21 protein-coding genes and 4 tRNA genes are annotated in these 24,050 nt (G+C 44.0%); 12 read left to right on the top strand and 13 right to left on the bottom strand.

The annotated features are described in order from the left end of the window. Positions 1 to 2 precede the first annotated feature (2 nt). Complete coding sequence (locus tag JMW94_RS10240; RefSeq protein ID WP_227685482.1) at positions 3 to 341, bottom strand: DUF962 domain-containing protein; 339 nt, start codon at positions 339 to 341, stop codon at positions 3 to 5. Between the two features lie 472 nt (positions 342 to 813). Between JMW94_RS10240 and ppx the strand changes: the two genes are divergently transcribed. From ppx to tilS, 3 genes are all read left to right on the top strand, one after another. Continuing rightward, a complete protein-coding gene (gene ppx / locus JMW94_RS10235) occupies positions 814 to 2,340 on the top strand; it encodes an exopolyphosphatase (RefSeq protein ID WP_087814735.1) in 1,527 nt (508 codons plus the stop codon). Positions 2,341 to 2,566: 226 nt separating this feature from the next. Further along, positions 2,567 to 3,370 (top strand): acetyl-CoA carboxylase carboxyltransferase subunit alpha, encoded by an 804-nt coding sequence (locus tag JMW94_RS10230; RefSeq protein WP_201604331.1) that lies wholly within the window; start codon positions 2,567 to 2,569, stop codon positions 3,368 to 3,370. A gap of 230 nt (positions 3,371 to 3,600) precedes the next feature. Then, entirely contained in the window at positions 3,601 to 5,190 is a 1,590-nt protein-coding gene (gene tilS / locus JMW94_RS10225; protein WP_201604330.1) for a tRNA lysidine(34) synthetase TilS, read from the top strand. A 50-nt stretch (positions 5,191 to 5,240) separates the two neighbouring features. Here tilS and JMW94_RS10220 read toward each other — a convergent pair whose 3' ends face one another. Further along, positions 5,241 to 5,753, bottom strand: coding sequence for a GNAT family N-acetyltransferase (locus tag JMW94_RS10220; protein ID WP_201604329.1), 513 nt, complete (start codon positions 5,751 to 5,753; stop codon positions 5,241 to 5,243). Positions 5,754 to 5,971: 218 nt separating this feature from the next. Here JMW94_RS10220 and proC point away from each other — a divergent pair, with 218 nt between their 5' ends. Beyond that, the gene (gene proC / locus JMW94_RS10215) at positions 5,972 to 6,805 is read left to right on the top strand and encodes a pyrroline-5-carboxylate reductase (protein WP_201604328.1); all 834 of its coding nucleotides are present in this window, start codon (positions 5,972 to 5,974) and stop codon (positions 6,803 to 6,805) included. Positions 6,806 to 6,970: 165 nt separating this feature from the next. Continuing rightward, entirely contained in the window at positions 6,971 to 7,540 is a 570-nt protein-coding gene (locus JMW94_RS10210) for a YggT family protein (protein ID WP_201604327.1), read from the top strand. A 103-nt stretch (positions 7,541 to 7,643) separates the two neighbouring features. On the opposite strand, the gene JMW94_RS10205 is transcribed toward JMW94_RS10210, so the two are convergent. Further along, positions 7,644 to 8,450: a hydroxymethylpyrimidine/phosphomethylpyrimidine kinase gene (locus JMW94_RS10205; protein WP_201604326.1), complete on the bottom strand. Its 807-nt coding sequence runs from the start codon at positions 8,448 to 8,450 to the stop codon at positions 7,644 to 7,646. 356 nt (positions 8,451 to 8,806) lie between these two features. Between JMW94_RS10205 and JMW94_RS10200 the strand changes: the two genes are divergently transcribed. The 3 genes from JMW94_RS10200 (at position 8,807) to JMW94_RS10190 (ending at position 10,055) form a co-directional block, all read left to right on the top strand. Next, positions 8,807 to 8,896: transfer RNA gene (locus JMW94_RS10200), tRNA-Ser, on the top strand. A 187-nt stretch (positions 8,897 to 9,083) separates the two neighbouring features. Next, positions 9,084 to 9,160, top strand: a tRNA-Arg gene (locus JMW94_RS10195). A 241-nt stretch (positions 9,161 to 9,401) separates the two neighbouring features. Then, on the top strand, positions 9,402 to 10,055 hold the full coding sequence (locus JMW94_RS10190; RefSeq protein ID WP_201604325.1) for an RDD family protein: 654 nt from the start codon (positions 9,402 to 9,404) through the stop codon (positions 10,053 to 10,055). A gap of 62 nt (positions 10,056 to 10,117) precedes the next feature. Here JMW94_RS10190 and JMW94_RS10185 read toward each other — a convergent pair whose 3' ends face one another. The 10 genes from JMW94_RS10185 to JMW94_RS10140 form a co-directional block, all read right to left on the bottom strand. Continuing rightward, positions 10,118 to 11,098, bottom strand: coding sequence for a calcium/sodium antiporter (locus JMW94_RS10185; protein WP_201604324.1), 981 nt, complete (start codon positions 11,096 to 11,098; stop codon positions 10,118 to 10,120). A gap of 325 nt (positions 11,099 to 11,423) precedes the next feature. Continuing rightward, complete coding sequence (panD, locus tag JMW94_RS10180; RefSeq protein ID WP_045443274.1) at positions 11,424 to 11,804, bottom strand: aspartate 1-decarboxylase; 381 nt, start codon at positions 11,802 to 11,804, stop codon at positions 11,424 to 11,426. A gap of 100 nt (positions 11,805 to 11,904) precedes the next feature. Next, on the bottom strand, positions 11,905 to 12,486 hold the full coding sequence (pth, locus tag JMW94_RS10175; RefSeq protein ID WP_045443276.1) for an aminoacyl-tRNA hydrolase: 582 nt from the start codon (positions 12,484 to 12,486) through the stop codon (positions 11,905 to 11,907). A 196-nt stretch (positions 12,487 to 12,682) separates the two neighbouring features. Beyond that, positions 12,683 to 13,357, bottom strand: coding sequence for a 50S ribosomal protein L25/general stress protein Ctc (locus JMW94_RS10170; protein WP_045443278.1), 675 nt, complete (start codon positions 13,355 to 13,357; stop codon positions 12,683 to 12,685). Between the two features lie 422 nt (positions 13,358 to 13,779). Next, a complete protein-coding gene (locus tag JMW94_RS10165) occupies positions 13,780 to 14,727 on the bottom strand; it encodes a ribose-phosphate pyrophosphokinase (protein ID WP_045452669.1) in 948 nt (315 codons plus the stop codon). Between the two features lie 110 nt (positions 14,728 to 14,837). Beyond that, positions 14,838 to 14,913 (bottom strand) — tRNA-Gln (locus JMW94_RS10160). A gap of 244 nt (positions 14,914 to 15,157) precedes the next feature. Beyond that, a tRNA-Gln gene (locus JMW94_RS10155) sits at positions 15,158 to 15,233 on the bottom strand. A 167-nt stretch (positions 15,234 to 15,400) separates the two neighbouring features. Next, complete coding sequence (gene ispE / locus JMW94_RS10150; RefSeq protein ID WP_201604323.1) at positions 15,401 to 16,357, bottom strand: 4-(cytidine 5'-diphospho)-2-C-methyl-D-erythritol kinase; 957 nt, start codon at positions 16,355 to 16,357, stop codon at positions 15,401 to 15,403. A 66-nt stretch (positions 16,358 to 16,423) separates the two neighbouring features. Continuing rightward, positions 16,424 to 17,056 (bottom strand): lipoprotein insertase outer membrane protein LolB, encoded by a 633-nt coding sequence (gene lolB / locus JMW94_RS10145; RefSeq protein ID WP_201604322.1) that lies wholly within the window; start codon positions 17,054 to 17,056, stop codon positions 16,424 to 16,426. Between the two features lie 156 nt (positions 17,057 to 17,212). Continuing rightward, positions 17,213 to 19,162 carry a tetratricopeptide repeat protein gene (locus tag JMW94_RS10140; RefSeq protein WP_201604321.1) on the bottom strand — a complete coding sequence of 650 codons (1,950 nt, stop codon included), beginning with the start codon at positions 19,160 to 19,162 and terminating at the stop codon, positions 17,213 to 17,215. Between the two features lie 551 nt (positions 19,163 to 19,713). Here JMW94_RS10140 and hemA point away from each other — a divergent pair. The 4 genes from hemA (at position 19,714) to JMW94_RS10120 (ending at position 23,984) form a co-directional block, all read left to right on the top strand. Beyond that, positions 19,714 to 21,069 (top strand): glutamyl-tRNA reductase, encoded by a 1,356-nt coding sequence (gene hemA / locus JMW94_RS10135; protein ID WP_055123581.1) that lies wholly within the window; start codon positions 19,714 to 19,716, stop codon positions 21,067 to 21,069. A 664-nt stretch (positions 21,070 to 21,733) separates the two neighbouring features. Further along, complete coding sequence (locus tag JMW94_RS10130; RefSeq protein ID WP_060490277.1) at positions 21,734 to 22,867, top strand: aminotransferase class V-fold PLP-dependent enzyme; 1,134 nt, start codon at positions 21,734 to 21,736, stop codon at positions 22,865 to 22,867. A 161-nt stretch (positions 22,868 to 23,028) separates the two neighbouring features. Beyond that, positions 23,029 to 23,466, top strand: coding sequence for a YeeE/YedE family protein (locus JMW94_RS10125; RefSeq protein WP_201604320.1), 438 nt, complete (start codon positions 23,029 to 23,031; stop codon positions 23,464 to 23,466). A 98-nt stretch (positions 23,467 to 23,564) separates the two neighbouring features. Beyond that, positions 23,565 to 23,984: a DUF6691 family protein gene (locus JMW94_RS10120; RefSeq protein ID WP_201604319.1), complete on the top strand. Its 420-nt coding sequence runs from the start codon at positions 23,565 to 23,567 to the stop codon at positions 23,982 to 23,984. The last annotated feature ends 66 nt before the right edge of the window (positions 23,985 to 24,050 follow it).

Genomic DNA, 24,050 nt, shown 5'->3' with positions numbered 1-24,050 from the left:
TATTATCGTCCAATTTTATCAAATTGACGGTCTTTTAAGCTGAGTCTACCGCGTAGGACATCACTGTACATACGAAAGTCGCTAGCAAAGCTTTTCAAAGGAAATTTGAACGAGGCCGGTTTGTTTTTTTCAAAGAAAAAATGACCGACCCAAGCGCAAGCATATCCAGCAGCGATGCCTTTGAGTAATGGTTTTGGTGAAGCGGTTTTGACCGACTTTGCGAGTCCCAATAAGCCAAAGCTACTACCGGCGAAATGTAAGCGGCGGCAAGCCATGTTTTGATGTTCAGCTAAGTAGAAGTCATAAAATTTCTGCTTTGTTGGACTGACGGTTGTCATCATATTTTTTTTAGCATTGCTGACCGCTTGAGCATCGGCGTTTTTGGTAGTGTTTTGTGTGGTCGTTTGATTCATTTGTTTAGCTTCCTTGCTAATCGTTTATTGAGTATAGATATTAGGGCGAGTCATTAGGGGGCTTTTTGTTTTACTAAAACGGCTAGGCGCTCATTAAGTAACTGTTATTTATTATAATATTGGTCGTTTTTAATGTAGCAAAACGCTATCCTTAACACAAGCAATGGATGTTTATGGCGCATTTGTTATTTTGTTGATGATGCGCTTGCTGCTTAATTAGCATTTGGGTCACTTGCCAGTGTTTGGCATAAATGCTTTAATGGCGAAAATTACGTCAAATACGTGAGCCGCTTTGCGTAAATGGCTCTATTTGGTGCAGCTACGATGTTTATATGACCCAATCATCTGATTTTTAGCGCATATCCTCTCCCTTTTATCCAACACGGTAACGATTCCTCTTATGCCTATTGACTACCTTACAAATCCGCCGCTTGCTGATGATGAAATGATGGCAGCCATTGATATCGGTTCCAATAGTTTTCATCTGGCCATTGCGCGTCTTGACCATGGTGAGGTGCGAAAAGTCGTTTCTATGTCTGAAAAAGTCCAGCTCGCCGCAGGCTTGGATGAGAATAATATCTTAAGTGCGGCAGCTGCACAGCGAGGTCTTGACTGTTTGAGCCGATTTGTGGCACGTTTGGATTCGGTACCACCCGAACGCATTCGCGTGGTTGCGACCAACGCTTTACGTCAAGCCAAAAACGCCAATGACTTTATTGCCCGTGCCAATAAAATATTGCCGAAACCCATTGAGATTATCGCGGGACGAGAAGAGGCACGCTTGATTTATTTGGGCGTCTCACACACCAATGCCAGTAGTGACAAGCGTTTGGTCATCGATATTGGTGGCGGTTCGACAGAGTTTATCATTGGTCAAGAGTTCGATCCGCTGTTGACCGAGAGTTTGCAGATGGGCTGTGTCGCCTTTACCCAGAAGTACTTTGCCGATGGTCAAATCACGAAAGAAGCCTTTAATAATGCGATATCAGCCGCTCGCAAAGAAGTGTTAGCGATTCAGGGTCGTTATCAAAAATTGGGCTGGAGTAGTGTGGTTGGCTCGAGTGGGACGATTAAAGCGGTACGTAATGTGCTGGTATCTAAGGGCTGGGCTGATGAGCAAGAGCGCATCACTTATAAAGGTGTCAAAAAGTTAGAGAAACTGTTGCTTAAAATTGGCAACGTCGATGACATCGATTTAGAAGGCGTTAAGGAACATCGCAAAGCCGTCTTCCCAGCAGGCGTTGCGGTACTGCGTGCAGTCATGAAAGTGCTGGGTGTCGATACCATTACTTACTCAGATGGTGCACTACGTGAAGGTGTGATGTACGACATGCTTGGACGCTTTGCTAGCGAAGATGTTCGTGACCGCAGTGTGCTGGCGCTGATTAAGCGTTATTCGGGGGACAAAAAACAAGCCAAACAAGTGGTGAAAACCAGTCGTCATTTATTTGAGCAAGTGAAGAGTCAGCTTGCCCTTACCAACGATGATTGTGATTTACTCAGACGTGCGGCTTTCTTGCATGAGATAGGATTGGCCATCAGTCATAGTAGTTATCATAAGCACAGCGCGTATTTGCTTGAGTATTCTGATATTCCAGGATTCTCGCAAGTCGATCAAAAGCGTATGGCACAGCTGATGCTCAATCATCGTCGTAAGCTCAAGGCCGATATGTTAGAGCAGACCTGTACTATCGGTGGTAATCAGCTCGTTTATCTTTGTCTGCTGCTACGTTTGGCTGTACTGGCGCATCACAGCCGCAGCGATCATGAATTACCAGAATTACAGTTACAAGCCATGGATGATCATTGCTGGCAAATCACCGTTGCCGATAACAGTGAGCATTATGCTTTCTTATTGCCCGATTTGCATACTGAGATTGAGCAGTTTGCCAAATGGGGCGTGACGCTGAGCGTGGTTGAGGGCTAGGCAGCGCTGCTTTGCACTGACGATCAACATGATGCCGTTACTATTGTAATGAGTATGCTATAGATTAACGTAACAAAAGCGGCTTTGTCAGTAATGTCATGCCATTTAAGATGTGCTACTATAGCTTCTATTGAGTTTACAACTGTACTTTCATTATCTGAAAATCGATAACGATATTATTCTTAAACATAAATACATTAAGTATAATTATTAAAGGGAAGCGTCTATGAGCACTGTCTGGGATAGTGTGCAGCTTGCACGGCACGCCAAGCGTCCATTATTTATGGACTATGTTAATCAGCTGTTTACCGAATTCGATGAGCTGCACGGTGACCGTGCTTTTGCCGATGACAAAGCCATTCTTGGTGGTCTGGCACGTTTTGATGGTCAGCCTGTGATGGTGATTGGTCAACATCGCGGTCACAGTACCCGTGAGCGTATTGCCCATAACTTTGGCATGGCCAATCCTGAAGGGTACCGCAAAGTGATTCGTTTGGTCAAAATGGCTGAGCGCTTTAATATTCCTGTGATGACCTTTGTCGATACCCAAGGCGCTTATCCGGGTATCGGTGCGGAAGAGCGCGGACAAGCGCAAGCCATTGCCGAAAGTATCGCCGTTTTTTCTAGCCTAAAAGTGCCTATTATCGTGACTATCATCGGTGAAGGCGGCTCAGGTGGGGCGTTGGCAATTGGTGTTGGTGACAAAGTCAATATGCTACAAAATAGTATTTATTCGGTTATCTCTCCGGAAGGCTGTGCCTCTATCCTGTGGAAAACAGCTGAAAAAGCACAAGACGCTAGTGAAGCCTTGAAATTAAATGCGATTAATTTATATCAGATGGGGCTGATTGATGCCGTCATTGAAGAAGGTGAAGGCGCACATATCAAGCCGCAACCAGTCATGATTGCCTTGAAAGCACTTATTGCTGAGCAGTTAGATGAGATTAAAGATTTAGACGCACACGCGCGTTGTGAGCTACGTTATGAGAAGCTGAAAACCTTTAATTCAGAAGTGATGTTGCCTGCTTAATTGGTCGCTATGACACCTCTGTTACAAAGCCTCTATTCATGGACACAAAGCTTTTTATATTAGAGACTCAGTCTTAATGCTAAAATAAAAACGTGTCATTTTATGGCGCGTTTTTTTGTGGCTGTTAATATAGGTGCTAACTGACGCTGTAACTGATGTCGTAGCTGACGTATAAGCTGATTCATTTATATGTCAATTCATGTATGCATGCTAAATAAATAAGGCTGATTATGACCAGCAGTGCAATCCTCCCGCATCCTATGAAGCCAATCGCAGACTTGCCTGTCGATGCCGATCTGGCACAAGCATTATTGAGCAGTATGGTTGAATATGGTGAACAGCTGCACGGTCGACGGCTTTGGCTGGCGTGTAGTGGTGGTCGTGATTCATTAGCATTGGCTGCGCTGTGTTTGCAGCTCTATCGCCAAGGTAAGTTGCCATTTTTGCCGCAATTGCTGCATGTCAACCATGGTTTGCAAGCAGATAGTGACACTTGGGCGATGCATGTCGCTCATTGGGCAGCAGTGCAGCAGATACCGTGTCGGATTTTACGTGCGCAAGTGAATGGTCATGATGAGCAAGCCGCAAGGCAAGCTCGTTATGATGTCATGCGAGCGCAACTCAATCAAGATGATGTATTGCTCTTAGCACATCATGCCGATGACCAAGCAGAGACGGTGCTGATGCGGCTGATACAAGGCGCTGGGGTGAATGGTCTGTCGGGTATGCAGCCGTGGCGTATCCAAACGCAGGGCGCACAGCGTATGGCATTATGGCGACCTTGGCTGATGGTCAAACGCGGCAATATCAGCAATTACGCTCAGCGCCTAAAGCTCCCTTATATCGATGACCCAACCAATGATGCTGGCGATAATGTACGTAGTGGGCTACGCCTCGACATCATGCCAGTATTGGCGACCTATAATTCTAATGTCATTGACAATATCGCCCGTAGCGCACAGCTATTGCGTGATGCCCAATTAATAATCAATGCACAAGCGGCAGAAGATTTACAGCAGATAGAGGTAGCATCATTACAGCTATTGTCTGCCCAGCGTGTGCTAAGTATAGACAAGCTACAAGCATTACCCATTTATCGTCAGCGCCAACTATTGCATCATTGGCTCGGTCAATATGAACCGTTACCGCCTGCTAAGCAGCTGGTCGATGATGTATTTATGCTAAGCCAGCGTGAAGATCCTGATCACCAAACGGCGCTTTTTTGGCAAGCTCGCAAGCAGTCCTATACGATTTGCCGCTATCGTCAGCAGCTTTATCGTTTAAGCAGTGAGTGGCGCAAGTGGTTAGCATTGCCGCTTACCAAACAGATTCAACCCTTATCTAATTTTGTTGTGGCTGATGCTGATTCAGCGGCTGCCCAGCCTGTATCAGTTACCTTACGCAGGGATAATAAATTTACTTGGCAAGCGCAAATGATGCCAAATGCCTTGGCAGAGCTATTAGACAGCGACCAAGATGGTGATGAGAAGTTTGAGATTACCTTTGCACCATTAGGTCGTCAGCAGCGTGTGCAAACTGCATTGGCATCACGTCCACAAGCGGGTAAGAAGCTATATCAAACGCTTGGTGTACCTGTATGGTTGCGCGAGAGTTTGGTGGTGGTCAGTGCCGTATCCGTACAGCAGAATAAGGAGTGGCCATTATTGCTGGTTTCACCTTTTGAGAGCTGGATACTAGGGACGAGTAGTTCGCTAACAGACACGACAGACAATATTGGCATTTTAGACAGTGCTATTAGAAGCAATGTTATGAGAAATAGTGCTATTAGAAACAGTCTAAGCATCAATAACGCTTTTTAATATTTGTAACCTAAACCTTCTAGGAGGTCAGGTTATCTAGGGCTAGGTCATCAAGTCATCAGAGCATCAAGTTTTCTAACCATTTTGATATCTATTATTTGCGTGCTTTTGTAGCATTCTTCACTCTTTTCGCCATTAGCTACAAAGCCAAATTTTTGATAGAAATCAATAGCAGCCACATTATTTTCTAATACCCATAAATAAAAATGGGCATGGATATGAGATTCTAAGAGAGCTTTCAATGATACTGTCATTAATTGAGTGCCTATACCCAATCCTTGGTAGTCGGGCAAAACATACAACGTGGTAATTTCATAATTTTTATTATTAACGAAGTAGCCAATAAACCCCAAATTATGATGATGAGCATCATATGCTATCCAGACAATAACATCAGGATGCGCCATTAACTCCTGCCACATTTTTGTCTTATTACATAAGTTGTTTTTATCATTGATATAGGACACTGGTAGCAAATCTAAATAGGCTACATGCCAACTTTTGAAGTGAATGTTAGCAATGTCTGCATAATCCTCTGGGTTAGCTTTACGAATGAAAAACATAGTACTCTCCGTCACTGATTTTATATAATGCCCTTGTTAATTTAACCGTTTGGTTGTGCAATAGTCCATGGCAATTAAGTGATTCAACGGAGCTTACAGCCGGGTTAGATGCCGTCAATTTATCAAACGATGCCAGTAGCAGTATGGTAAACTGAGTGTCATTTTACCTATCATTATGTTAGTTTGAATACCTTTGGATTGTTGAATAGGAGACATGTATGTCAGTATTAGATAATAAGAAAATCAGCTTTATCGGCGGCGGTAATATGGCACAGGCTTTGATTAGCGGGCTTGTCAGCTGCGGTGTCAAACCGAGTTTAATTACCGTTGCTGATCCTAGTAGCGAAGCGCGCGAGCAATTGGCTGCTAAAGGACTGAACACGGTCGATCCAACTGCTGATGCAAAAGCTGCCGTTATCGATGCTGACATTGTAGTGCTGGCGGTCAAGCCGCAAGTGATGAAAGCGGTAGTCAGTAGCTTTGCGGATGTCTTAGACAAGCAGCTGGTGATTTCGGTGGCAGCAGGTTTGTCGACTGAGCTTTTATCTGAGATGTTGGGTGGCTATGACAATATCGTCCGTGCGATGCCAAATACCCCTGCAATGATTCAAATGGGCGCAACGGGTCTGTACGGTACTGATAATATTTCTGCTGAACAAAAGCAGTTAGCAACGGCGGTGATGGAAGCATCAGGATTGGTCATGTGGGTCGATAATGAAGAACACATGCATGCGGTAACCGCCGTATCAGGGTCAGCACCAGCGTATATGTTTTACTTTATTGAATCCATGATTGACGGGGCAGTGGCTTTAGGTTTGGATAAAGAGCAGGCTTCAGCGCTCGCTATGCAAACCATGCTAGGCGCGGCAAAAATGGCGATGAATAGTGAAGACGCACCTGCTGAATTGCGTCGCAAGGTCACCTCGCCAAATGGGACAACCCAAGCCGCCGTTGAGTCAATGCAAGCCAATGATATCGGTGGTCAAATCGTTGAGGCTATGCAGGCTTGCTATGACCGTAGCCAAGCCTTGAGTGAAGAGATGAGTAACTAATCATCCCTATATCAGGCGCATTATTTGCTAAAAGCGAATGACGCGCCTGAGCTGTAATACTAAGCATCAATACCAAGCACCAATACCAAGCACCAATACCAAGTACCTAGTAATGACAGTCGTCATCCCAAAACTTGTTAATAATGTCACATTGAGTAGCACTTCATGAACAACATGTTATTTCAAATCTTTGATTTGGTCACCACCTTCGCCATGATGTTGGTGTTTATTCGCTTTATGCTGCAATTTGCAGGGATGGATGCCAGCAACCCCATGATTGCGCCTGCCTACAAAGCAACGCATATTGTCGATGTGTTTGGGCGTATTTTTCCAACCGTTGGGCAAGGGCGTATCAGTATTGCGGCTATCGTCCTGATGTTTTTGATTCGTTTAATCGATATCTCTGGAAGAGCAGCACTGACACATAAAGGTATCGCTCCTGTACCGTTATTTTTTACTGGTACTATCAGCTTGGTATTAGACTTTTTACGTATGTGTCGCTATCTCGTCATTGGTTCCATCATTGTCAGCTGGATTGTGGTATTTACCCAATCTCAGCATCCGATTATTGGTATCATTGTCAATTTAGCGGAGCCAATCTTGGCACCATTTCGTCGAATCACGCCAAACTTGGGCATGATTGATTTATCACCAATGGTCGCATTCATTGCTTTTATTTTGCTTGAGATGTTTATTGGTGGCTTTGCCGCGAGCTTCATGCCAATGTTGGGTTGAGCTGAATTAATGGTCACTTGAAAGCTGCTATCTAAAATTACCAATAGCTATCTAAAAAAGGGCGCTCTACGAGATATAGAGCGCCCTTTTTTTTATTGATTATTTAGAGGTTATGCTGAAAGTCTATAAAACGATTGGGTATCAATTGGGCTTGCTCATTATTAGGGTGCGGTGCATCAGCTGCACGCAGCGTCTGGGTAATCCAGCTGTCTGCTGCCCTTACTGCATCGATAAGCGCATCACCCATTGCTAAGCGCCCAGCGATAAAGCTGGCAAGCGAACAGCCAGAGCCATGAAATTCGCCCGTTAAGCGCGGCAAGGTGCTTTTATGTACCATCTCACCCTTTATGTACAAATACTGCTCTATATCGCCGCTATCAAAGTCGTGTGAGGTCTTTACCAATACGGCATAGGTGCCTTGGGCGCATAATTCTTGCGCGCCAATATGTAAGTCTTGCTCACCGCTTAATGCGCGTAGCTCATGAGTATTCGGTGTGATAAGGGTCGCGTATGGTAACAGCTCTCTAAATGCGCTAACGAGCGTCTTTTCATCGCCCAAACTGCCACCACTATTGGCAACCAATACGGGATCTAATACAAATGGCGTATCAGCGGTGATAAGGCGCTCGGCAAAAAATTGAGTCAGCATAGCAATATTATCAGTCGTACCCAACATACCTGACTTAATAGCTGCAACAGGCAAATCATCGAGCACTGCGGTGGCCTGATCCTTTACCAAATTTGCTGCACAAGCTTCAAAACCAAAGACTTGCTGCGAGTTTTGTATGGTAATAGCTGTACAAGCAATGGCAGCATGCGCACCTGCTTGACCGATGGCCTCTATATCCGCTTGTAATCCAGCGCCGCCTGAGGGGTCTAATCCTGAAAAACACAGTACCACTGGTCGCATAAAAATTCCTTTTACATAATCTACAATGAGTAACAAATACTATAGACACCCACTGCTAAAAAAGCCATAGTAGGTGAGAGATGGTACATAGACAATCCATCCATTAATCAATCAATTAACAACAACCCAGAGCGTGCCGACCAACTTAAATATCGTTTTTACTAGTTTTTATTGATATTTGAGCTGCTTAAGAGGCTATGAAACCATATAAACAAATAAATATGATAAAAACTGCATTAAATTTGTAGACAGTGCTTGCAATTCGTTTTGGCTTTGCTATAATACTCGCCCACGGGATAAGACGTATTATCAGCAATAATACTATTTTTTAGAACTTAAAAAGTCTTACGTCGTTTGGTGAAGTGGGTGAGTGGCTGAAACCAGTTCCCTGCTAAGGAACCATACGTTTGCGCGTATCGAGGGTTCGAATCCCTCCTTCACCTCCATTTATTCGGTTTTTAGTAGAGTAGTGACGCGATATAAAAGCGTTAATAATCTTCTATTTTATTAAAGCAAAAAATAATTTGATTTTAATAAAAAAAGATGTTGACACAAGCGAAATTATCTATATAATAACCAACCTAATTTGCTGCAATTGTTTCTTAACAACGCAGTAAATGATGTGCAAAGTACGCGCTTGTAGCTCAGTTGGATAGAGCACTTGGCTACGAACTAAGGGGTCGGGAGTTCGAATCTCTCCAAGCGCACCATTTGCATCATCACTTCTTTAACCCAGTTAAAGAAACCTTAAAATAATCGCCTGTCTTATGACAATTTGGCGATTTTTTTATGTCTGCAATTTCTGTGTGATAGTCTTATGAGCTGATGAGTCATACGACATGGTTATACCACATTGTTATATGACTTACGGCATCTTAGGATAATGTACGATAAGACAGTGAATTACGGTACAATAGAGTCACTATTCACTGCTTGCTATGAGCTTGTACCATGTCAAAGAGTTTACCTAAACGACCTACCAAATCTTCTGCTAAAACTAAAGCATCAGCACACCATGCCTCTGACGTTGAAGAGCTGACGATTGCCAAAGCTGGTACCCGTATGGCAGCGATTCTTTATGATGGCATGTTGATTTTAGCGTTGTTGTTTTTAGTCGGTACCCTGCTAACCGTGATTGGTACATTGCTGACCATGAATACCGGTACAGACTCTTCTCAAGCGCAGTCGCTGCCAACGTGGTATCAAAACGTGATTATGACGCCGTCTTTTATTCTGACGTTAGTGGGATTCTATGGGATATTTTGGCGTCGCGGTGGACAGACACTAGGTATGCAGACTTGGCGGTTAAAGACGGTCAATAGTAATGGTCATTTGCTAACATGGGGACAGTCATTTAAGCGGATTTTAGCGGCCAGTATCATGCCACTTATATTTGGTATCATTGGTAGTGTCATCGATGGCTCGCGTGCTGTTCTGTTGACCAGTGCCTTTCTGGGCTTTGTCTTTAACTATGCTTTTTGCCTCTTTAACCCACGTGGTCTCGCAGTGCAAGATATGCTATCGAATACCATTACCTTAAAAATGCCAAAAACAGAGAATGAAGGACTATGGCGGGTGATTAGAAATCGCAAGCAAGGAAAATAAACCACATTATCTTCGCCATAGTCTGTTCATGCATTTTTAGGTCTGTTAATACACTCTAAGCGTTACAGGTTGACGGTTTGTATCAGCCATAAAGTATAGCCGACAAAGAATAAGACCAAAGTCGACCCAGAAGTGCGACCGAATGGACGCTTACTCATAAAGGCAAACCCGCACAATACCAAGAGTAACAAGGTGACCAATCCCATCGCCACTATATCGCGCGATAAGATAATTGGACTGACTGTGATTGGCGCTATAAGCGCTGCGAGACCAACGACGCCCAAGGTGTTAAATATATTAGAGCCAATAATATTACCCAATGCCATGTCGTGTTCGCCTTTACGGGCGGCTGATAAGCTCGATACCAGCTCAGGTAACGAGGTCCCCACAGCAACAATCGTCAATCCAATCACCAGTTCGCTCACGCCCCACAGCGTTGCCAATTCTACTGCACCCCAAACTATAGCCCGCGAGCTAATGACCAGTAAAAGCATGCCGATAACTAAGCTGATGAGTCCCCGTGTTAGGGTTTGCTCGATATGTTCAGCATCAACGCTTTCTGCTATGGGTTCTCCTTCGTGCTCATGGTTACCTTCACGTAAGCTTAGTACAATCTGAATGCCTAAAGTCACGACCAGCAGTGCTATCAATACAATCGCATCTGCTTGGTCTAATTGCCCATCACGCAGCTGCCATGCGGCGACCATAGTAATCAATACTAATAGAGGTAAATCACGCTTGATGATACCATTACGAATGATAATAGGGCTAATCAATACGGTTGCACCCAATACCAGCGCAATATTGATGATGTTTGAGCCATAAGCGTTGCCTAATGCCAAATCAGGGCTGCCTTCTAGTGCCGCCAATACCGACACGACCATCTCAGGGGCGGATGTACCCACACCCAAAATCAACACACCTATTAAGAAACTGGGGACGTTGAATTTTTTTGCTAAGGCAGTGGCGCCATCAACAAAAAGGTCTGCACTCCAAACAAGAATAGCTAGTCCGATCAATACTGCAATAACTGCCAACCACATCAGTTTGTTTCCTTTTAGTGTTAATACCAAACCTAAAAATACGCTTAGCCGTGCCAAATTCATTTAGCTTAAAAACATAGCGCTGACATTTATTTTTCTGACGACTTCATCTTTTAAGAGTGGTATAAAATGTGAATTTGCCATATAAAAATGGCATAAAAAAAGCTGAATCAGAATGGAGATTCAGCTCTCATATTAGCATAGCGGTTTTGGTTGGATAATAAGAATAACTTCAACAGCTTAGTCGATTATTTATCCTTGCTTTATCCAAAAATCTTCAGTGTTCCGGTGTTCCGGTGTTCCGGTGTTCCGGTGTTCCGGTGCTTTAAGCCACCTGTACCGGAATGATGTTTGCTGTGTCTTTTACGGTGTTGTCTTCGTTGCAATACACCAGTTTTGGCTGGTAGGTTGCCGCTTCTACTTCATCAAAATGAGCATAGGCACAGATGATAACGATATCGCCTAAATCTGCCATGTGAGCCGCCGCACCATTTAGCGAGATGATACCAGAACCCGCTTCAGCGCGGATAGCGTAGGTGCGAAAGCGCTTGCCATTGGTCACATTGTAGATATCGATAGACTCATTTTCGCGCAGACCAGCAAGATCCAATAAATCACCATCGATACCGCATGAGCCTTCGTAATGAAGTTCGGCATGGGTGACGCGAGCACGGTGTAATTTGCATTTAAGCATATTAAGTAGCATAGGTTGCTTCCTTAGCGTAACTGAGATTAATGATTCAAATCAAAAGGTTAATGGGGGATAACTTGCTAAAATAAAAGGCTATTATAGTTAAAGCATGATTTTATTCTGGTAGTTTGAAGCCATTAATTTGTGAACGTGCTTTTTCAATATCGCCATTTAGTAATAATGGAAGCGCTTCAAATGCTGCTGTCAGAGCACTATCAATGGCAATCTGTTCATCGGGCGCAGCTTTTGAGAGCACATGACCACTAACTTTAGACTTATGACCAGGATGACCAATACCAATACGCAAACGATGGAAGTCGTTGCCGATATGAGGGGTGATATCGCGCAGACCATTATGACCGCCATGACCACCATTCGTCTTAAGTTTGATACTGCCAGCTGGAATATCGAGCTCATCATGAGCAATCAGTAACTCATCATTTTCAATGCCATAAAATTTCACCATCGGCACCACTGACTGACCAGACTTATTCATAAAGGTGAGCGGCATCAATAGGCGTACATCATGCCCATGAATCTGCCCACGTCCTGTGATTCCATGAAACTTTTTATCATGAGAGAGGGTAATGTTGAACTGCTGAGCCAAGTGATGGACAAACCAAAACCCTGCATTATGACGTGTAAACATATACTGCTGACCAGGATTACCAAGACCGACAATAAGCTTTATGGCCATAAAAACACCCTGCTTAAATTGAATAAATGAGGCATAAGATTTGCGATTATGCTATTTATTCATAGCATATCTGTTATTTTTCAAACCTTACTTACAAAAACAGCAGGAGATATTTATCACCTGCTGTTTTTTGACTAAACAAACCTTGTATTACATAGCAGACGCTAGATTGCGTGCTCTATGTAACCGTGGTTTATTATTCGCCGTCTTTGTCTTCAGTACCTTGCTCAGTAGCAGGTACGTCAGCAGCATCAACTTCTTCAGCGTCTGCGTCAACTTCTTCAACCGTTGGTGGCTGCATGTTAACGATAGTACGGTCGTGAGCATCTTCCATGTCAAGATCAAAGATGATAACGCCTTCAGGCAGTTTGATGTCTGATAGACGGAATAGATCACCGATTTCCATGCCTGATACGTCAATTTCTAGGTATTCAGGTAATTGTGATGGTAGGCAAACGATTTCGATATCAGATACTAGCGTTGATAGAACACCACCAGCTTTAGTACCAGGCGCTTCTTCACGACCAGCAAAATGCACAGGAACGTTCATGTTGATTTTCTGACCTTTCACAACGCGCTGGAAATCAGCATGCATTGGGAAGCCTTTAGCTGGATGGCGTTGCAAGTCTTTGATAACCGCTTGATGCTCTACGCCATCAACATTGATTGTCAAAATGTGTGAGAAGAACGCTTCGAATTCAAGTGACTTTACTAGCTCGTTGATCTTGATAGAGATAGACGTTGGCTCTTCGTTACCACCATAGATGATAGCAGGAACTAGGTTCTGCTTACGTAGGCGGCGGCTCGCACCTTTACCTTGTTGCTCAGCAGAACGATCAACAGCGTTTAGTTCAAAATGATTAATGCTCATGGATATAATCCTATAAAAAGAATGATGAAGTGTCTGGTCATAAAAAAGTGGATTTGCGACCAATCCACTAATACGTGATGATAGCTAACATTTATGATTACTAATAAAATTCACAATTGATAAATGTAGCCATTTGCTCATCATAACGATTTTTTGGATAGTCATTATCATGACAATCGTTACTTTTGGGCATGATCAGCACTTTTGAGAATGCCAACCTAATTAAATCGAACAAATGGTTGGCACAGGCGCGCATTATACGTGATTTTGTAGTAATAATAAAGACCTACGCAAAATGACTGTGCAGCACCAATAGGCAAAAAAAGCGTCAAGTAAAGATACTTGACGCTTTTTTTTAAACTTAAGCAGTGTTTTATAACGAGCATTGCTAACAGAAAGTAGAGCGAGTGCTCATTAAAAGTCTAAGCGTCAAACATGGCGCTGATAGATTCTTCGTTATTGATACGGCGTAAGCTTTCAGCAAGCATCGGTGCGATACTCACTTGGCGGATTTTGCTACAGGCTTTTGCCGCTTCAGACAATGGAATCGTATCGGTAACAACGACTTCGTCTAGCGCAGATTCGCTGATATTTTGTAGTGCGTTGCCTGATAGGACAGGGTGCGTAATATAAGCCAATACGCGACGTGCACCGTTTGCTTTCAATGCTTCAGCTGCTTTACATAGCGTACCTGCGGTATCAACCATGTCATCAACGATGACGCAATCACGGTCACGAACATCGCCGATGATGTGCATGACTTGCGACTCATTGGCACGGGCACGGCGTTTATCGATAATCGCCATGTCAGTATCGCCCAACTGTTTAGCCATAGCACGCGCACGCACCACGCCGCCCACATCAGGTGAAACAACCATGATGTTGTCGTAATCTTGTTTTTGTAGGTCGTTAAGCAATACAGGCGTGCCGTAGATATTGTCTACAGGAATGTCAAAGAAGCCTTGAATCTGATCTGAGTGCAAATCAACCGTCATCACGCGATCGATACTCACGATGTTTAGCATGTCAGCGACGACTTTAGCAGAGATAGGCACACGAGCTGAACGAGGGCGACGGTCTTGACGGGCATAACCGAAGTAGGGCATGACTGCTGTGATGCGACCCGCACTAGAGCGACGCAGCGCATCGGCCATCATCATGATTTCCATCAAATTGTCATTGGTTGGTGCACAAGTTGGCTGCATGATAAACACGTCTTTACCGCGCACGTGTTCTTTGATTTCTACGGCGATTTCGCCATCAGAAAAACGCGTGATGTCAGCTTTACCAAGAGGTATATGGAGATGATCGGCTACGGTTTTTGCTAATTCAGGGTGGGCATTACCCGTAAAAATCGCCAAATAAGGCATGACAGAAGTCCTATTGATTGACTCAAGCAGCGACCGCTAAGCAGTGTCAAACTGCTCAAATTCAGAAAAGAGTGGTGAAAAGTTTTGATGACTACTATTACAGTAAAAAATGGCAGGGGTAGCTGGACTCGAACCAACGGATGTCAGGATCAAAACCTGATGCCTTACCAACTTGGCTATACCCCTGTAATGTCTAAGCTGTGTACGTCGATATCTAAAAGCAACTTTTAATAAAAGTCATTGTTAGAATAGCGTCACGACCTGTTCGCTATATTTTAAACGGATAAACCATTTAAAACATAACTGTTCCCTAGCGGTGTCCATTGCGAACTATACCGAAACTGGGATGACGTTGTCAATGTCAATAAGATAAGCGGCTATTTATAAACCACCTATGATCACTGCATATCAAACGCTTCGTACTAAAAAATGGCAGGGGTAGCTGGACTCGAACCAACGGATGTCAGGATCAAAACCTGATGCCTTACCAACTTGGCTATACCCCTATTGAGGCGACCTATTATAATTAAATTTTCAGATTTTGCAAGTCATTTGCGCCTTTTTATGGCGTTTATTGAAAAATAGGTTAAAAACAAAACGAATATGGGGTCAACAAAGCGCTTTACGCTGTATTTATAATCATTTTATCTTCGCACTACAGCTCAAATCTAATTCATAGATGACGAACTAAATAGGCAGCACAAGGCGCCTCTTCAATCCACTTTGCTAAAAGTGCTTTGTCAGTAACCACGCTTGCATCCAAAGGCAAAAACACTGCGCTACCAGAGCCCGTCATTCGTGCTGTGCCGAGTGCTTGCGCCTCTAACCCTTGTAAGTAACGTAATGCTGCGCTGACGGCAGGGGCGAGGCTCGTCACTATAGGGGTAAAGACATTTTGATAGGGCGTGGTCAGAGTTTGTACATAGTCAGCTTGTTCATTTTTAATTGTCTCAACCGATAGCACAGCGATATCACGTTGTAATTTAGGATGCGCGAACAGCTGGGCAGTATTAACGTGAGCATTGGGGGTCAATACTAAATATTGCTGGTCAGGCAACTTGATTGCGGTTAACTGTTCTCCAATACCCATCGCAATCGCATCTTGCCCAAAGATAAAAATCGGCACATCTGCGCCAATAGTGGCAGCAATTTTTATAAGCTCATCTTGCGTCAATTTAAGCTGCCAAATTTCATTAAGTGTCATCAATGTGGTTGCGGCATTGGATGAGCCGCCACCCAAGCCTGCACCCATCGGCAAATGCTTATCTAAAGCGATATGCACTTGTGCTAACTGCTCAGGTAGAGTGTTTGACTGTATGGCAGCCGCTAGCAATACACGCGCTGCTTTAAAGATTAAATTGTCTTCTATATCGGCAGTTATAGTCTCTGTACCAGCCAATATTACAAGTTGGTGACAGAGCTCATTGGCATCTAAGGCATTATCTACCGTAGAAATCACCACATCATCCGTGACTGAAAAATGTAAATAATCTCCCCAATCAAGCAGGCGAAACACGGTTTGCAAATTATGATAGCCATCAGCACGCTTACCTGTGATATGCAAAAACAGATTAATCTTTGCCGGTGATAAGCGGGTGATGGTGGAAAGTGTGGCTATGTTTTTAATCATAATATTTGGTTGTAGACGGCTATGGTAATAAGTAATAAGCAAGTTTTATCGTTTTTGCGTGACGTCTTAATGATTGATCGTCATTACCACCTTATTGCCTTGTGGCAGCACAGCACTAATTTTATTTGGTAACTTATCGGACCCTTTATAGGTGAAGCTTGCAGTCCATTCACCATTGACTGAACTGATTAAACGATTCTGATCATCGAGCTGTGGTGTGCTATCGGAAGGCGCTGGGCGACCAGATATCCAATAGGGCATTTGTGAAATAGGCGCTTGCCACCCTGTGGCCTTTTTGAGCAAAGTCTCAGGATCATCAGCAGTTAAGGTATCTGTTTTTTCGCTGACTAAAGTGGCGGTTTGACCATTATACTCGATGTTGGTTTTACCAATACCGAGCGCGCCGATCAGCTCAATGGCAAAGCGATCATTCTGCTGCCCCCATGCATAGAACGCACTACCACCTTGAGTGCCTGTGGTGTCATTGGCGGGCATCGTTACACCGATTTTGCCAGTGATATGAAAGTTCTCAAGCTTTTGCGGCTGCTCAGCGTTTTGACCTTGTAAGGTCGCGCTGGGTTGGTTAGTAGCGTTGGCTGTTTTTAGTGATTGACAACCAGACGTGATGACGAGCGCGGTTGTCACGGCAGCGAATAGCGCCAATTTATTAGGCTTATTAGCATGGACCAATACTGACATGATGTTTCCTCAAAGATAGACAAATTTACGAAATCATTGTTTCGAAAATAGATTAGCTTAATGGTTGTATGTTACTCAGTTATGCGTGGCTGTTAGTATCTTATGAGTGCCTTGTAAGCATAGCACGCGACGATTTGTCCACTATAAAACGGCGGGTCAGTAAAGCTGTATGCGGTCATTGATATTGTGTTGCCCAAATGAGAAGCGCTGCTGCAAGTCTGCGAGTAATGCCTCGACTTTTTCATTGTTGCCTAAACCTTGATAAGCGCGTAGTAGTAAGCTGCCAGAGCGTAAGGTAGGAAACACGTCGTAAGGGGTCTGCAGGTAGTCGATGACTTGTTGATAGTTTTCATTGGCCAATGCATTGCCAGCCAGCACATTCAGCGCTTGCAAGTGCAGCTCATTGTCATAACGTGGGTCATCATAGCGAATTTGAATGATGGCGGTGGCCAATGCCAATCCTTGTTCCGAACTGCGTTCATTGGCTAGCAATAACTGCGCGTAACTGAGCTGGTAGGAGAGGTTGGTTGGGTCAAGTGCTTGCAGATGATTGAGCAAGGTGCGCTTAACGATATAGTCATCTTTGTCGTCAAGGAGCTGGGCGCGTGCAAACAAGAGCATCTCATTATCAGGATACTTGCGAGCAGCTTTGGTTAGTAGGCGCAGGGCTTCTTCGGACTCATTTTGCTGCCATAAAATATCAGCTTGTAGCACAAAGGTATCTGGCGCAAAGACGTTAAAGTCTTTACGCAGCTTTTCTAAAGTAGCAATCGCCGCATCTACATCGTCGTTAAGCAGTTCAAAAGCCACTACTTTTCTACGAGCCTCTAATACCAAGTCTTCTTGCATGACACCGTTGAGATAGTATTTGGCTTGGTCAAAGTGCTGCTGACGCTCGGCACTGATGCCAAGGTAATAATAAGCTTGATCAAGGTAAGCGGGGTTTTTTGCGAGCATATTGAGTAGCTCATCGGCACTGTTATATTCTTCGATATCTAAGCTCACCAATGCAGCCAACAAAGTAATCTCGGCATCATCAGCAAAGCGACCATGGGCATCCAGCAATAATTGCCACGCTTCTTGGCTTTGCTTTAAGTCAAGCAAGTAGCGAATCTCATACAGATAGAGACTTTTACTATCGGGATTACGCAGGCGTGCTTGGCTCACATAATTGACGACGGTTTCAGCCGTGACGATTTTGCGCAGTATGTCTGCCTTTAGCGTAATAAAAGGTACATAGTCAGGCTGGCGTTCTAGCGCCCGATTGATATGGACAATGGCAATCTCAGGCTCGTTAAATTGGTAAAGCAACCCTGCTTTCAATACCGACAATGAGGCATTCTGCTCGCTATCTAGTGGTTGCAAAGCGGCAAGTAATTCACGTTTGTCTTCATCATTGTTTGGATAGATACCGATAAGGATTTCGCTTAAGTCCGCTCGAGGATCATAAAGCAAAATACGATTCAAGGTTTCGCCAGCTAACAGATAATCGTGTGCTCGCAGGGCCAAATGCGCCACATAAAACCAAGCAGGCACGTGATCCGGATTTTGGTCTTGCCATGACTTGGCAAATTGTAACGATTTCTCAACCCTTTCAGTGCGTAAAGAAAGGCTGAGCGCTCTTTCAAACACGGCAGTTGCATCTTCTTTAAATGCTTGCTGCTTATAGATAGTAATCGCTCGTTGTCTATCACCGCGATCTGCTGCAAATTCTGCATCAAGCAGCGCATACAGGCTAGGCTCTTTGAGCTCAGGTTGCCATAAGGTAGTTGGCGCTAATCCATTAATATTGGCGACATTTTCTATTGGTTGTGTGTTGTTAGGAGCAATTGCTGGTAGCGTTGAGTGGCTATTATCAATGCCGTCGCTACTGACAGCCTTGTCGTTCTTATCAGCAATGGATAGTTTGGGTACATGGGCTTCGAGCGAGATATCAGGATGACTGGCATGAACGGAAGACGATCCTAAGCATAGGCAAAAGGCCAATGACAAGGTTAGCTTATAACGCTGGCACAGACGTTCGATAACCGCATGCAATAGAGCACGCAGATTAGATTGGTCGTCATGCGCAAGTTGTGATCGAAATAATGATCCAAAAAAAATCATAGATAACCGTATTCGCCCATTGTTCATCTATATCGATAAGACAATTTTATTTTAATCATTTCAAACTAACTATTGGTAACGAGTACCCATGCCTGACATTATAAAAGCAGATCGATGGGATAAACAATAGTGCCCGTGTTACTCCGTTATTAATAGCAGCCGCTCTACCAAATTTTTGCTAACAAAGTAGGATTGGCCGATAATCTGTATCAACGGGGTCTTTCATTGGTTGTAAATCTTAGCCTAAATATTGTGAAAATATAACAAGTTAACGTCAAGTAAGCGAATGATTTCTATCCATTTCTATAAGCACTCGCTAAAACATAGATATTGGTTTTAACAATCGTATCGGTAGTTGATTTGTTACTCATGTGCCCAGATACAAGCAAATAGCTATCATCGATAGCTGAGTGTTAATTAAAGCTGGCAATAATGATATAATAGGCGGCTTTTAGAGTCTTCCTTTCAGCGCTGTCGTCTACAACTGTCTTTTAAAAATAATGAGATAGCGTGGGCTGGCAGGTGAGCGTCATGTTTATGGTCTATCAATAATGAGATTAGTGGTCATTGGGGTCAATCACAAAACTGCACCAGTCGCTCTGAGAGAGCGCTTGGCGCTTGTGGGTGACGATGTGAATATCGCTCTCAAACAATTAGAGGCCTTTACTGATGGCAGTGTGATTGTTTCGACTTGCAATCGTACGGAAATCTATGCGCTCGTGCCGCAGCTAGCAGAGCCGCAAGATGTCCCCTCTATGTCTGCTAATGGCGCGGTCGGTGCTCAGACATCTTCGGCGGCCATTAGTGCTCATATCTTAAAAATTAAAGCGTGGCTTGCTGACTTTAAGCAGTTGTCACTGTCTGAGATTGATCCCTATCTTTATGTACACCGTGACACTCACGCGCTGACCCATTGGCTTAGAGTTGCCGCAGGGCTTGACTCTATGATATTGGGTGAGCCGCAGATACTCGGTCAAATCAAGCGCTCAGTACAGCTCGCGCAAGAACAAAAAGCCCTGAGTAATCAGCTTGGCTGGATTATCGATCAAGTATTTGCTGCCGCCAAACGCGTACGTAATGAAACCCAAGTGGGTGCTCAAGCGGTATCGCTTAGCTATGCGGCCGCCAAATTGGTGACGCAAATATTTGATGATTTGCCCAGTCGCACATTGCTGGTGGTCGCGGCAGGCGAGATGAACCGTTTGGTTGCCACCCACATTGCTGGGCTTGGTGTAGGTCGCGTGATTATTTGCAACCGCAACCCTGAACGCGCTGAAGCGCTGGCAGTGGAGCTGCGCCGCGCAGGTCACTTGGTAGAAGTCAGACCTTTACAAGAGTTACCACAAGTTTTAGCAGAAGCCGATATCGTTAGTAGCTGTAGCGGTAGTATGGATGTGTTGATCGATAAAACCATGACTTTGCGCGCGCTGAAACATCGCCGTTATCAGCCTATGTTGATGATTGACTTAGCCGTACCGCGTGATATTGACTCGACCATTAGTCGTATCGATGATGTTTATCTTTACTCTGTCGATGATCTACAACACGTGATCGCTGGCAATATCGAACAGCGTAGGCAAGCGGCAGTCGATGCGGAACTGCTCGTTAGCCAATTAGTCGTTGAGATGGATCGCAGCTTTCAAGTGCGCCAAGTCGGTAAAGACATTCAGCAGTATCGCGCGCATACGCAGGACCAAGTAGATAAACTCCTGCATGAATCCATTGCCAAGCTACAACAGGATAATGCCAGTCCTGAAGACATTATCATTGAGCTGTCACGCCGCTTGACGCAGACGCTAACCCATGCACCATCGAAGCTCATGCGCAAGGCTGCCCGTGAAGGGGATAGTGAATTGCTAGACTTTGTGGTATCTGGGCTGCAAGAGGCTCATCGCGGACGTCGATAGCTATTATTGACTGATCAAAAAAACATAAGTGGCGCAAACCTTATTATTGCGCAAACATATCGTTGTCAACCTGCATTATCAGTGCTAATATCAAGCTGTTATGAGTATATTAAGTGATGATAATCTTTTATTATACGCGAGCGGTTATTCTCCAAAACCTTAGTGTATACGTTCTCGCTTGATGCCTATTCATCTCATCAGTTGTTAGTGACCATTATTAGCCTACCACCGCGTAGCCCCTATAGTGGCGCACCTGTTCTGTACGACTTTGTCTAAAATCAATAAAAACACGGCGTGCAAAACACAATCACCAACGGCAATAGCGCTAGGATAAAGTGCTATATCGTCAACCCTGCGTCATGCTCTCGACTATTACCCCATATTAATATTCAGTTAATACTACCCCTAGTAGTATCTAGCTGCTATGCAATCTAACGACTATGCTATTGGTCAGCAATGGTATTTGATAGCCAGATTATTTAACAAAAACGTTATTTCACACCCATGTTATCTAATAGAAGCATTATTTGGCTAAGTTGGCGAACAGTAGGTTTCTAGATTGGTTAGCGTTATTAAGGCAGGTTGGTTTAAGAGAGTATCTGGATTTTGCTATAGCCAATGCTTGAGAAAATTAAACTATCTAACTATAAACTAGGAGCTTCCTATGACTGCATTACGTCAAGATATTGATCCAAACGGCTTATTAGAATACTCAGTGGTCTATACTGACCGCGCCTTAAACCACATGTCAAAAGTCTTTCAGCAAGTGATGAATGACTTATCTAGCGACCTAAAATCTGTATATAACGCCGAAGCAGTGGTCATTGTACCCGGTGCTGGTACTTATGGAATGGAAGCCGTTGCGCGCCAATTGGCCAATGATGAAGATTGCCTCATTATTCGTAACGGTTGGTTTAGCTATCGCTGGACGCAAATTTTAGAAAAAGGCAAAATCGCCAAGTCGTCTACGGTATTGACGGCACATCGTGAAGAGGGTGAGTCACCAAAACCATTTGCCCCCGTTGATATCGATGAAGCGGTTGCTAAAATTAAAGCAGAGAAACCAGCAGTAGTCTTTGCGCCGCACGTCGAAACCTCATCGGGTATTATTTTATCATCAGACTATATCAAAGCGCTAAGCGCGGCTGTACATAGCGTTGGCGGTTTATTGGTCATTGATTGTATCGCTTCAGGTTGTGTGTGGTTGGACATGAAAGACTTGGGTATTGATGTTCTCATCAGCGCCCCGCAAAAAGGGTGGAGTAGCACTCCGTGTGCAGGCTTAGTCATGCTAAGCGCTGCGGCAATCGAAAAAGTAGACAATACAGAATCAGATAGCTTTAGCTTAGACTTAAAGCAGTGGTTAAATGTCATGCGTGCCTATGAAAATGGCGGTCACGCTTATCATGCCACCATGCCAACCGATAGCTTACGTCAATTCCGCGATACTATTTTAGAGTCAAAAGAGATTGGCTTTGATAAACTGCGTGATGCGCAGTGGCAATTGGGCAACCGTATTCGCGAAGTATTAGCCGCTAAAGGCATTGAAAGCGTCGCGGCAAAAGGTTTTGAAGCGCCAGGCGTTGTGGTTGCTTATACCGATCGCGATGATATGCATAAAGGCAGTGCGTTTGCCGAAACAGGCATGCAAATCGCTGCTGGTGTACCGCTAAAAGTTGGTGAGCCGGATAACTTTAAAACGTTCCGCTTAGGTTTATTTGGTCTAGATAAATTGACTGATGTAGACGGAGCGGTACAGCGTTTTGAAACTGCACTTGATGAAGTATTGGCGAAATAATATCCTTATCTCGTAAGATATTCTTTAAGTAAAAAGAATACTGAGCCCTTGTAACGAGGGTTCAGTATTTTTTTACCTATTTATTATATTTTATAATATAATGTATTTATATAAAACGAAATTCAAAACTGTTTTGATAAAAATTGGCTTAGGTAAATATTATGAGTATACAAATAGATTGGCAGGCCTTTACGCCAATTTCCTTGGTAGGCGGGCTGATGCTAGGCGTTGCAACGGTCATCTTGCTATTGGGCATTGGTCGTATTGCGGGTATTAGTGGTATTTTCTCAAGTCTTCTTAAACCCAAGCGCGTCGAGATGTGGCAGGTGTTATTTATACTTGGTCTTGTTATCTCGCCATTACTTTATGGTCTGGTGAAACCGTTGCCCGATATAGAGATTAGTAACTCTTTGCCGCTGCTTATTGGGGCAGGATTACTGGTTGGTTTTGGCACACGTTTGGGTTCAGGTTGCACCAGTGGACATGGTATTTGCGGTAATGCGCGACTGTCACCACGATCGATGGCGGCGACGGTTACCTTTATGTTGTTTGGCATTGTGACCGTTTATATTGGTCGTCATGTCTTGGGTTTGATTTAAAAATCACATAGACAGTACGTTGCGAAGATAGCGATGACTATTGTTTATATCGGATGGTTATAACCGCTTGGATTAACACATTAGGTGCGAGAAAAAACATGCTAAAAAATATAATTGGATTACTGGCAGGATTATTATTTGGCTTTGGACTGCTGATATCAGGCATGACCGATCCTGTTAAAGTACAAGGCTTTTTGGACGTCTTTGGTGCATGGGATATTTCTCTGGCACTGGTGATGGGCGGCGGTCTAATAGTAGCGATAGTCGGTGTACAATTGGCTAAGCGTCAACAGACCAGCTGGATTGGGTCATCAATTGAGATGCCAACCAAAACTACCATCAATAAAAAACTACTGATTGGCGCGATGCTATTCGGTATCGGCTGGGGTTTGGTTGGTATTTGCCCAGGTCCCGGTATTGTGCTGCTTGGTACAGGGCAGTGGCAGGCCTATGTCTTTATTCCTGCGATGATAGTCGGGATGCTCATTTATCAGTGGCTAGAACCTAAGCTTAATTAACATTGGCTTGGTTTTTTTAGCGTAATAAAAGGGTCAGTCTAATTCAATTAGGCTGACCTTTTTTTA

Origin of the sequence: Psychrobacter immobilis, assembly GCF_904846185.1 — a bacterium.
Classification (GTDB): domain Bacteria; phylum Pseudomonadota; class Gammaproteobacteria; order Pseudomonadales; family Moraxellaceae; genus Psychrobacter; species Psychrobacter immobilis_B.
This window is presented reverse-complemented; position numbering and strand designations above follow the sequence as displayed.

Bases quoted from the DNA above. Each gene is read 5' to 3' on its own strand.
- JMW94_RS10240 (WP_227685482.1), bottom strand. From the start codon at position 341: ATGATGACAACCGTCAGTCCAACAAAGCAGAAATTTTATGACTTCTAC.
- ppx (WP_087814735.1), top strand. From the start codon at position 814: ATGCCTATTGACTACCTTACAAATCCGCCGCTTGCTGATGATGAAATG.
- JMW94_RS10230 (WP_201604331.1), top strand. From the start codon at position 2,567: ATGAGCACTGTCTGGGATAGTGTGCAGCTTGCACGGCACGCCAAGCGT.
- tilS (WP_201604330.1), top strand. From the start codon at position 3,601: ATGACCAGCAGTGCAATCCTCCCGCATCCTATGAAGCCAATCGCAGAC.
- JMW94_RS10220 (WP_201604329.1), bottom strand. From the start codon at position 5,753: ATGTTTTTCATTCGTAAAGCTAACCCAGAGGATTATGCAGACATTGCT.
- proC (WP_201604328.1), top strand. From the start codon at position 5,972: ATGTCAGTATTAGATAATAAGAAAATCAGCTTTATCGGCGGCGGTAAT.
- JMW94_RS10210 (WP_201604327.1), top strand. From the start codon at position 6,971: ATGAACAACATGTTATTTCAAATCTTTGATTTGGTCACCACCTTCGCC.
- JMW94_RS10205 (WP_201604326.1), bottom strand. From the start codon at position 8,450: ATGCGACCAGTGGTACTGTGTTTTTCAGGATTAGACCCCTCAGGCGGC.
- JMW94_RS10190 (WP_201604325.1), top strand. From the start codon at position 9,402: ATGTCAAAGAGTTTACCTAAACGACCTACCAAATCTTCTGCTAAAACT.
- JMW94_RS10185 (WP_201604324.1), bottom strand. From the start codon at position 11,098: ATGTGGTTGGCAGTTATTGCAGTATTGATCGGACTAGCTATTCTTGTT.
- panD (WP_045443274.1), bottom strand. From the start codon at position 11,804: ATGCTACTTAATATGCTTAAATGCAAATTACACCGTGCTCGCGTCACC.
- pth (WP_045443276.1), bottom strand. From the start codon at position 12,486: ATGGCCATAAAGCTTATTGTCGGTCTTGGTAATCCTGGTCAGCAGTAT.
- JMW94_RS10170 (WP_045443278.1), bottom strand. From the start codon at position 13,357: ATGAGCATTAATCATTTTGAACTAAACGCTGTTGATCGTTCTGCTGAG.
- JMW94_RS10165 (WP_045452669.1), bottom strand. From the start codon at position 14,727: ATGCCTTATTTGGCGATTTTTACGGGTAATGCCCACCCTGAATTAGCA.
- ispE (WP_201604323.1), bottom strand. From the start codon at position 16,357: ATGATTAAAAACATAGCCACACTTTCCACCATCACCCGCTTATCACCG.
- lolB (WP_201604322.1), bottom strand. From the start codon at position 17,056: ATGTCAGTATTGGTCCATGCTAATAAGCCTAATAAATTGGCGCTATTC.
- JMW94_RS10140 (WP_201604321.1), bottom strand. From the start codon at position 19,162: ATGATTTTTTTTGGATCATTATTTCGATCACAACTTGCGCATGACGAC.
- hemA (WP_055123581.1), top strand. From the start codon at position 19,714: ATGAGATTAGTGGTCATTGGGGTCAATCACAAAACTGCACCAGTCGCT.
- JMW94_RS10130 (WP_060490277.1), top strand. From the start codon at position 21,734: ATGACTGCATTACGTCAAGATATTGATCCAAACGGCTTATTAGAATAC.
- JMW94_RS10125 (WP_201604320.1), top strand. From the start codon at position 23,029: ATGAGTATACAAATAGATTGGCAGGCCTTTACGCCAATTTCCTTGGTA.
- JMW94_RS10120 (WP_201604319.1), top strand. From the start codon at position 23,565: ATGCTAAAAAATATAATTGGATTACTGGCAGGATTATTATTTGGCTTT.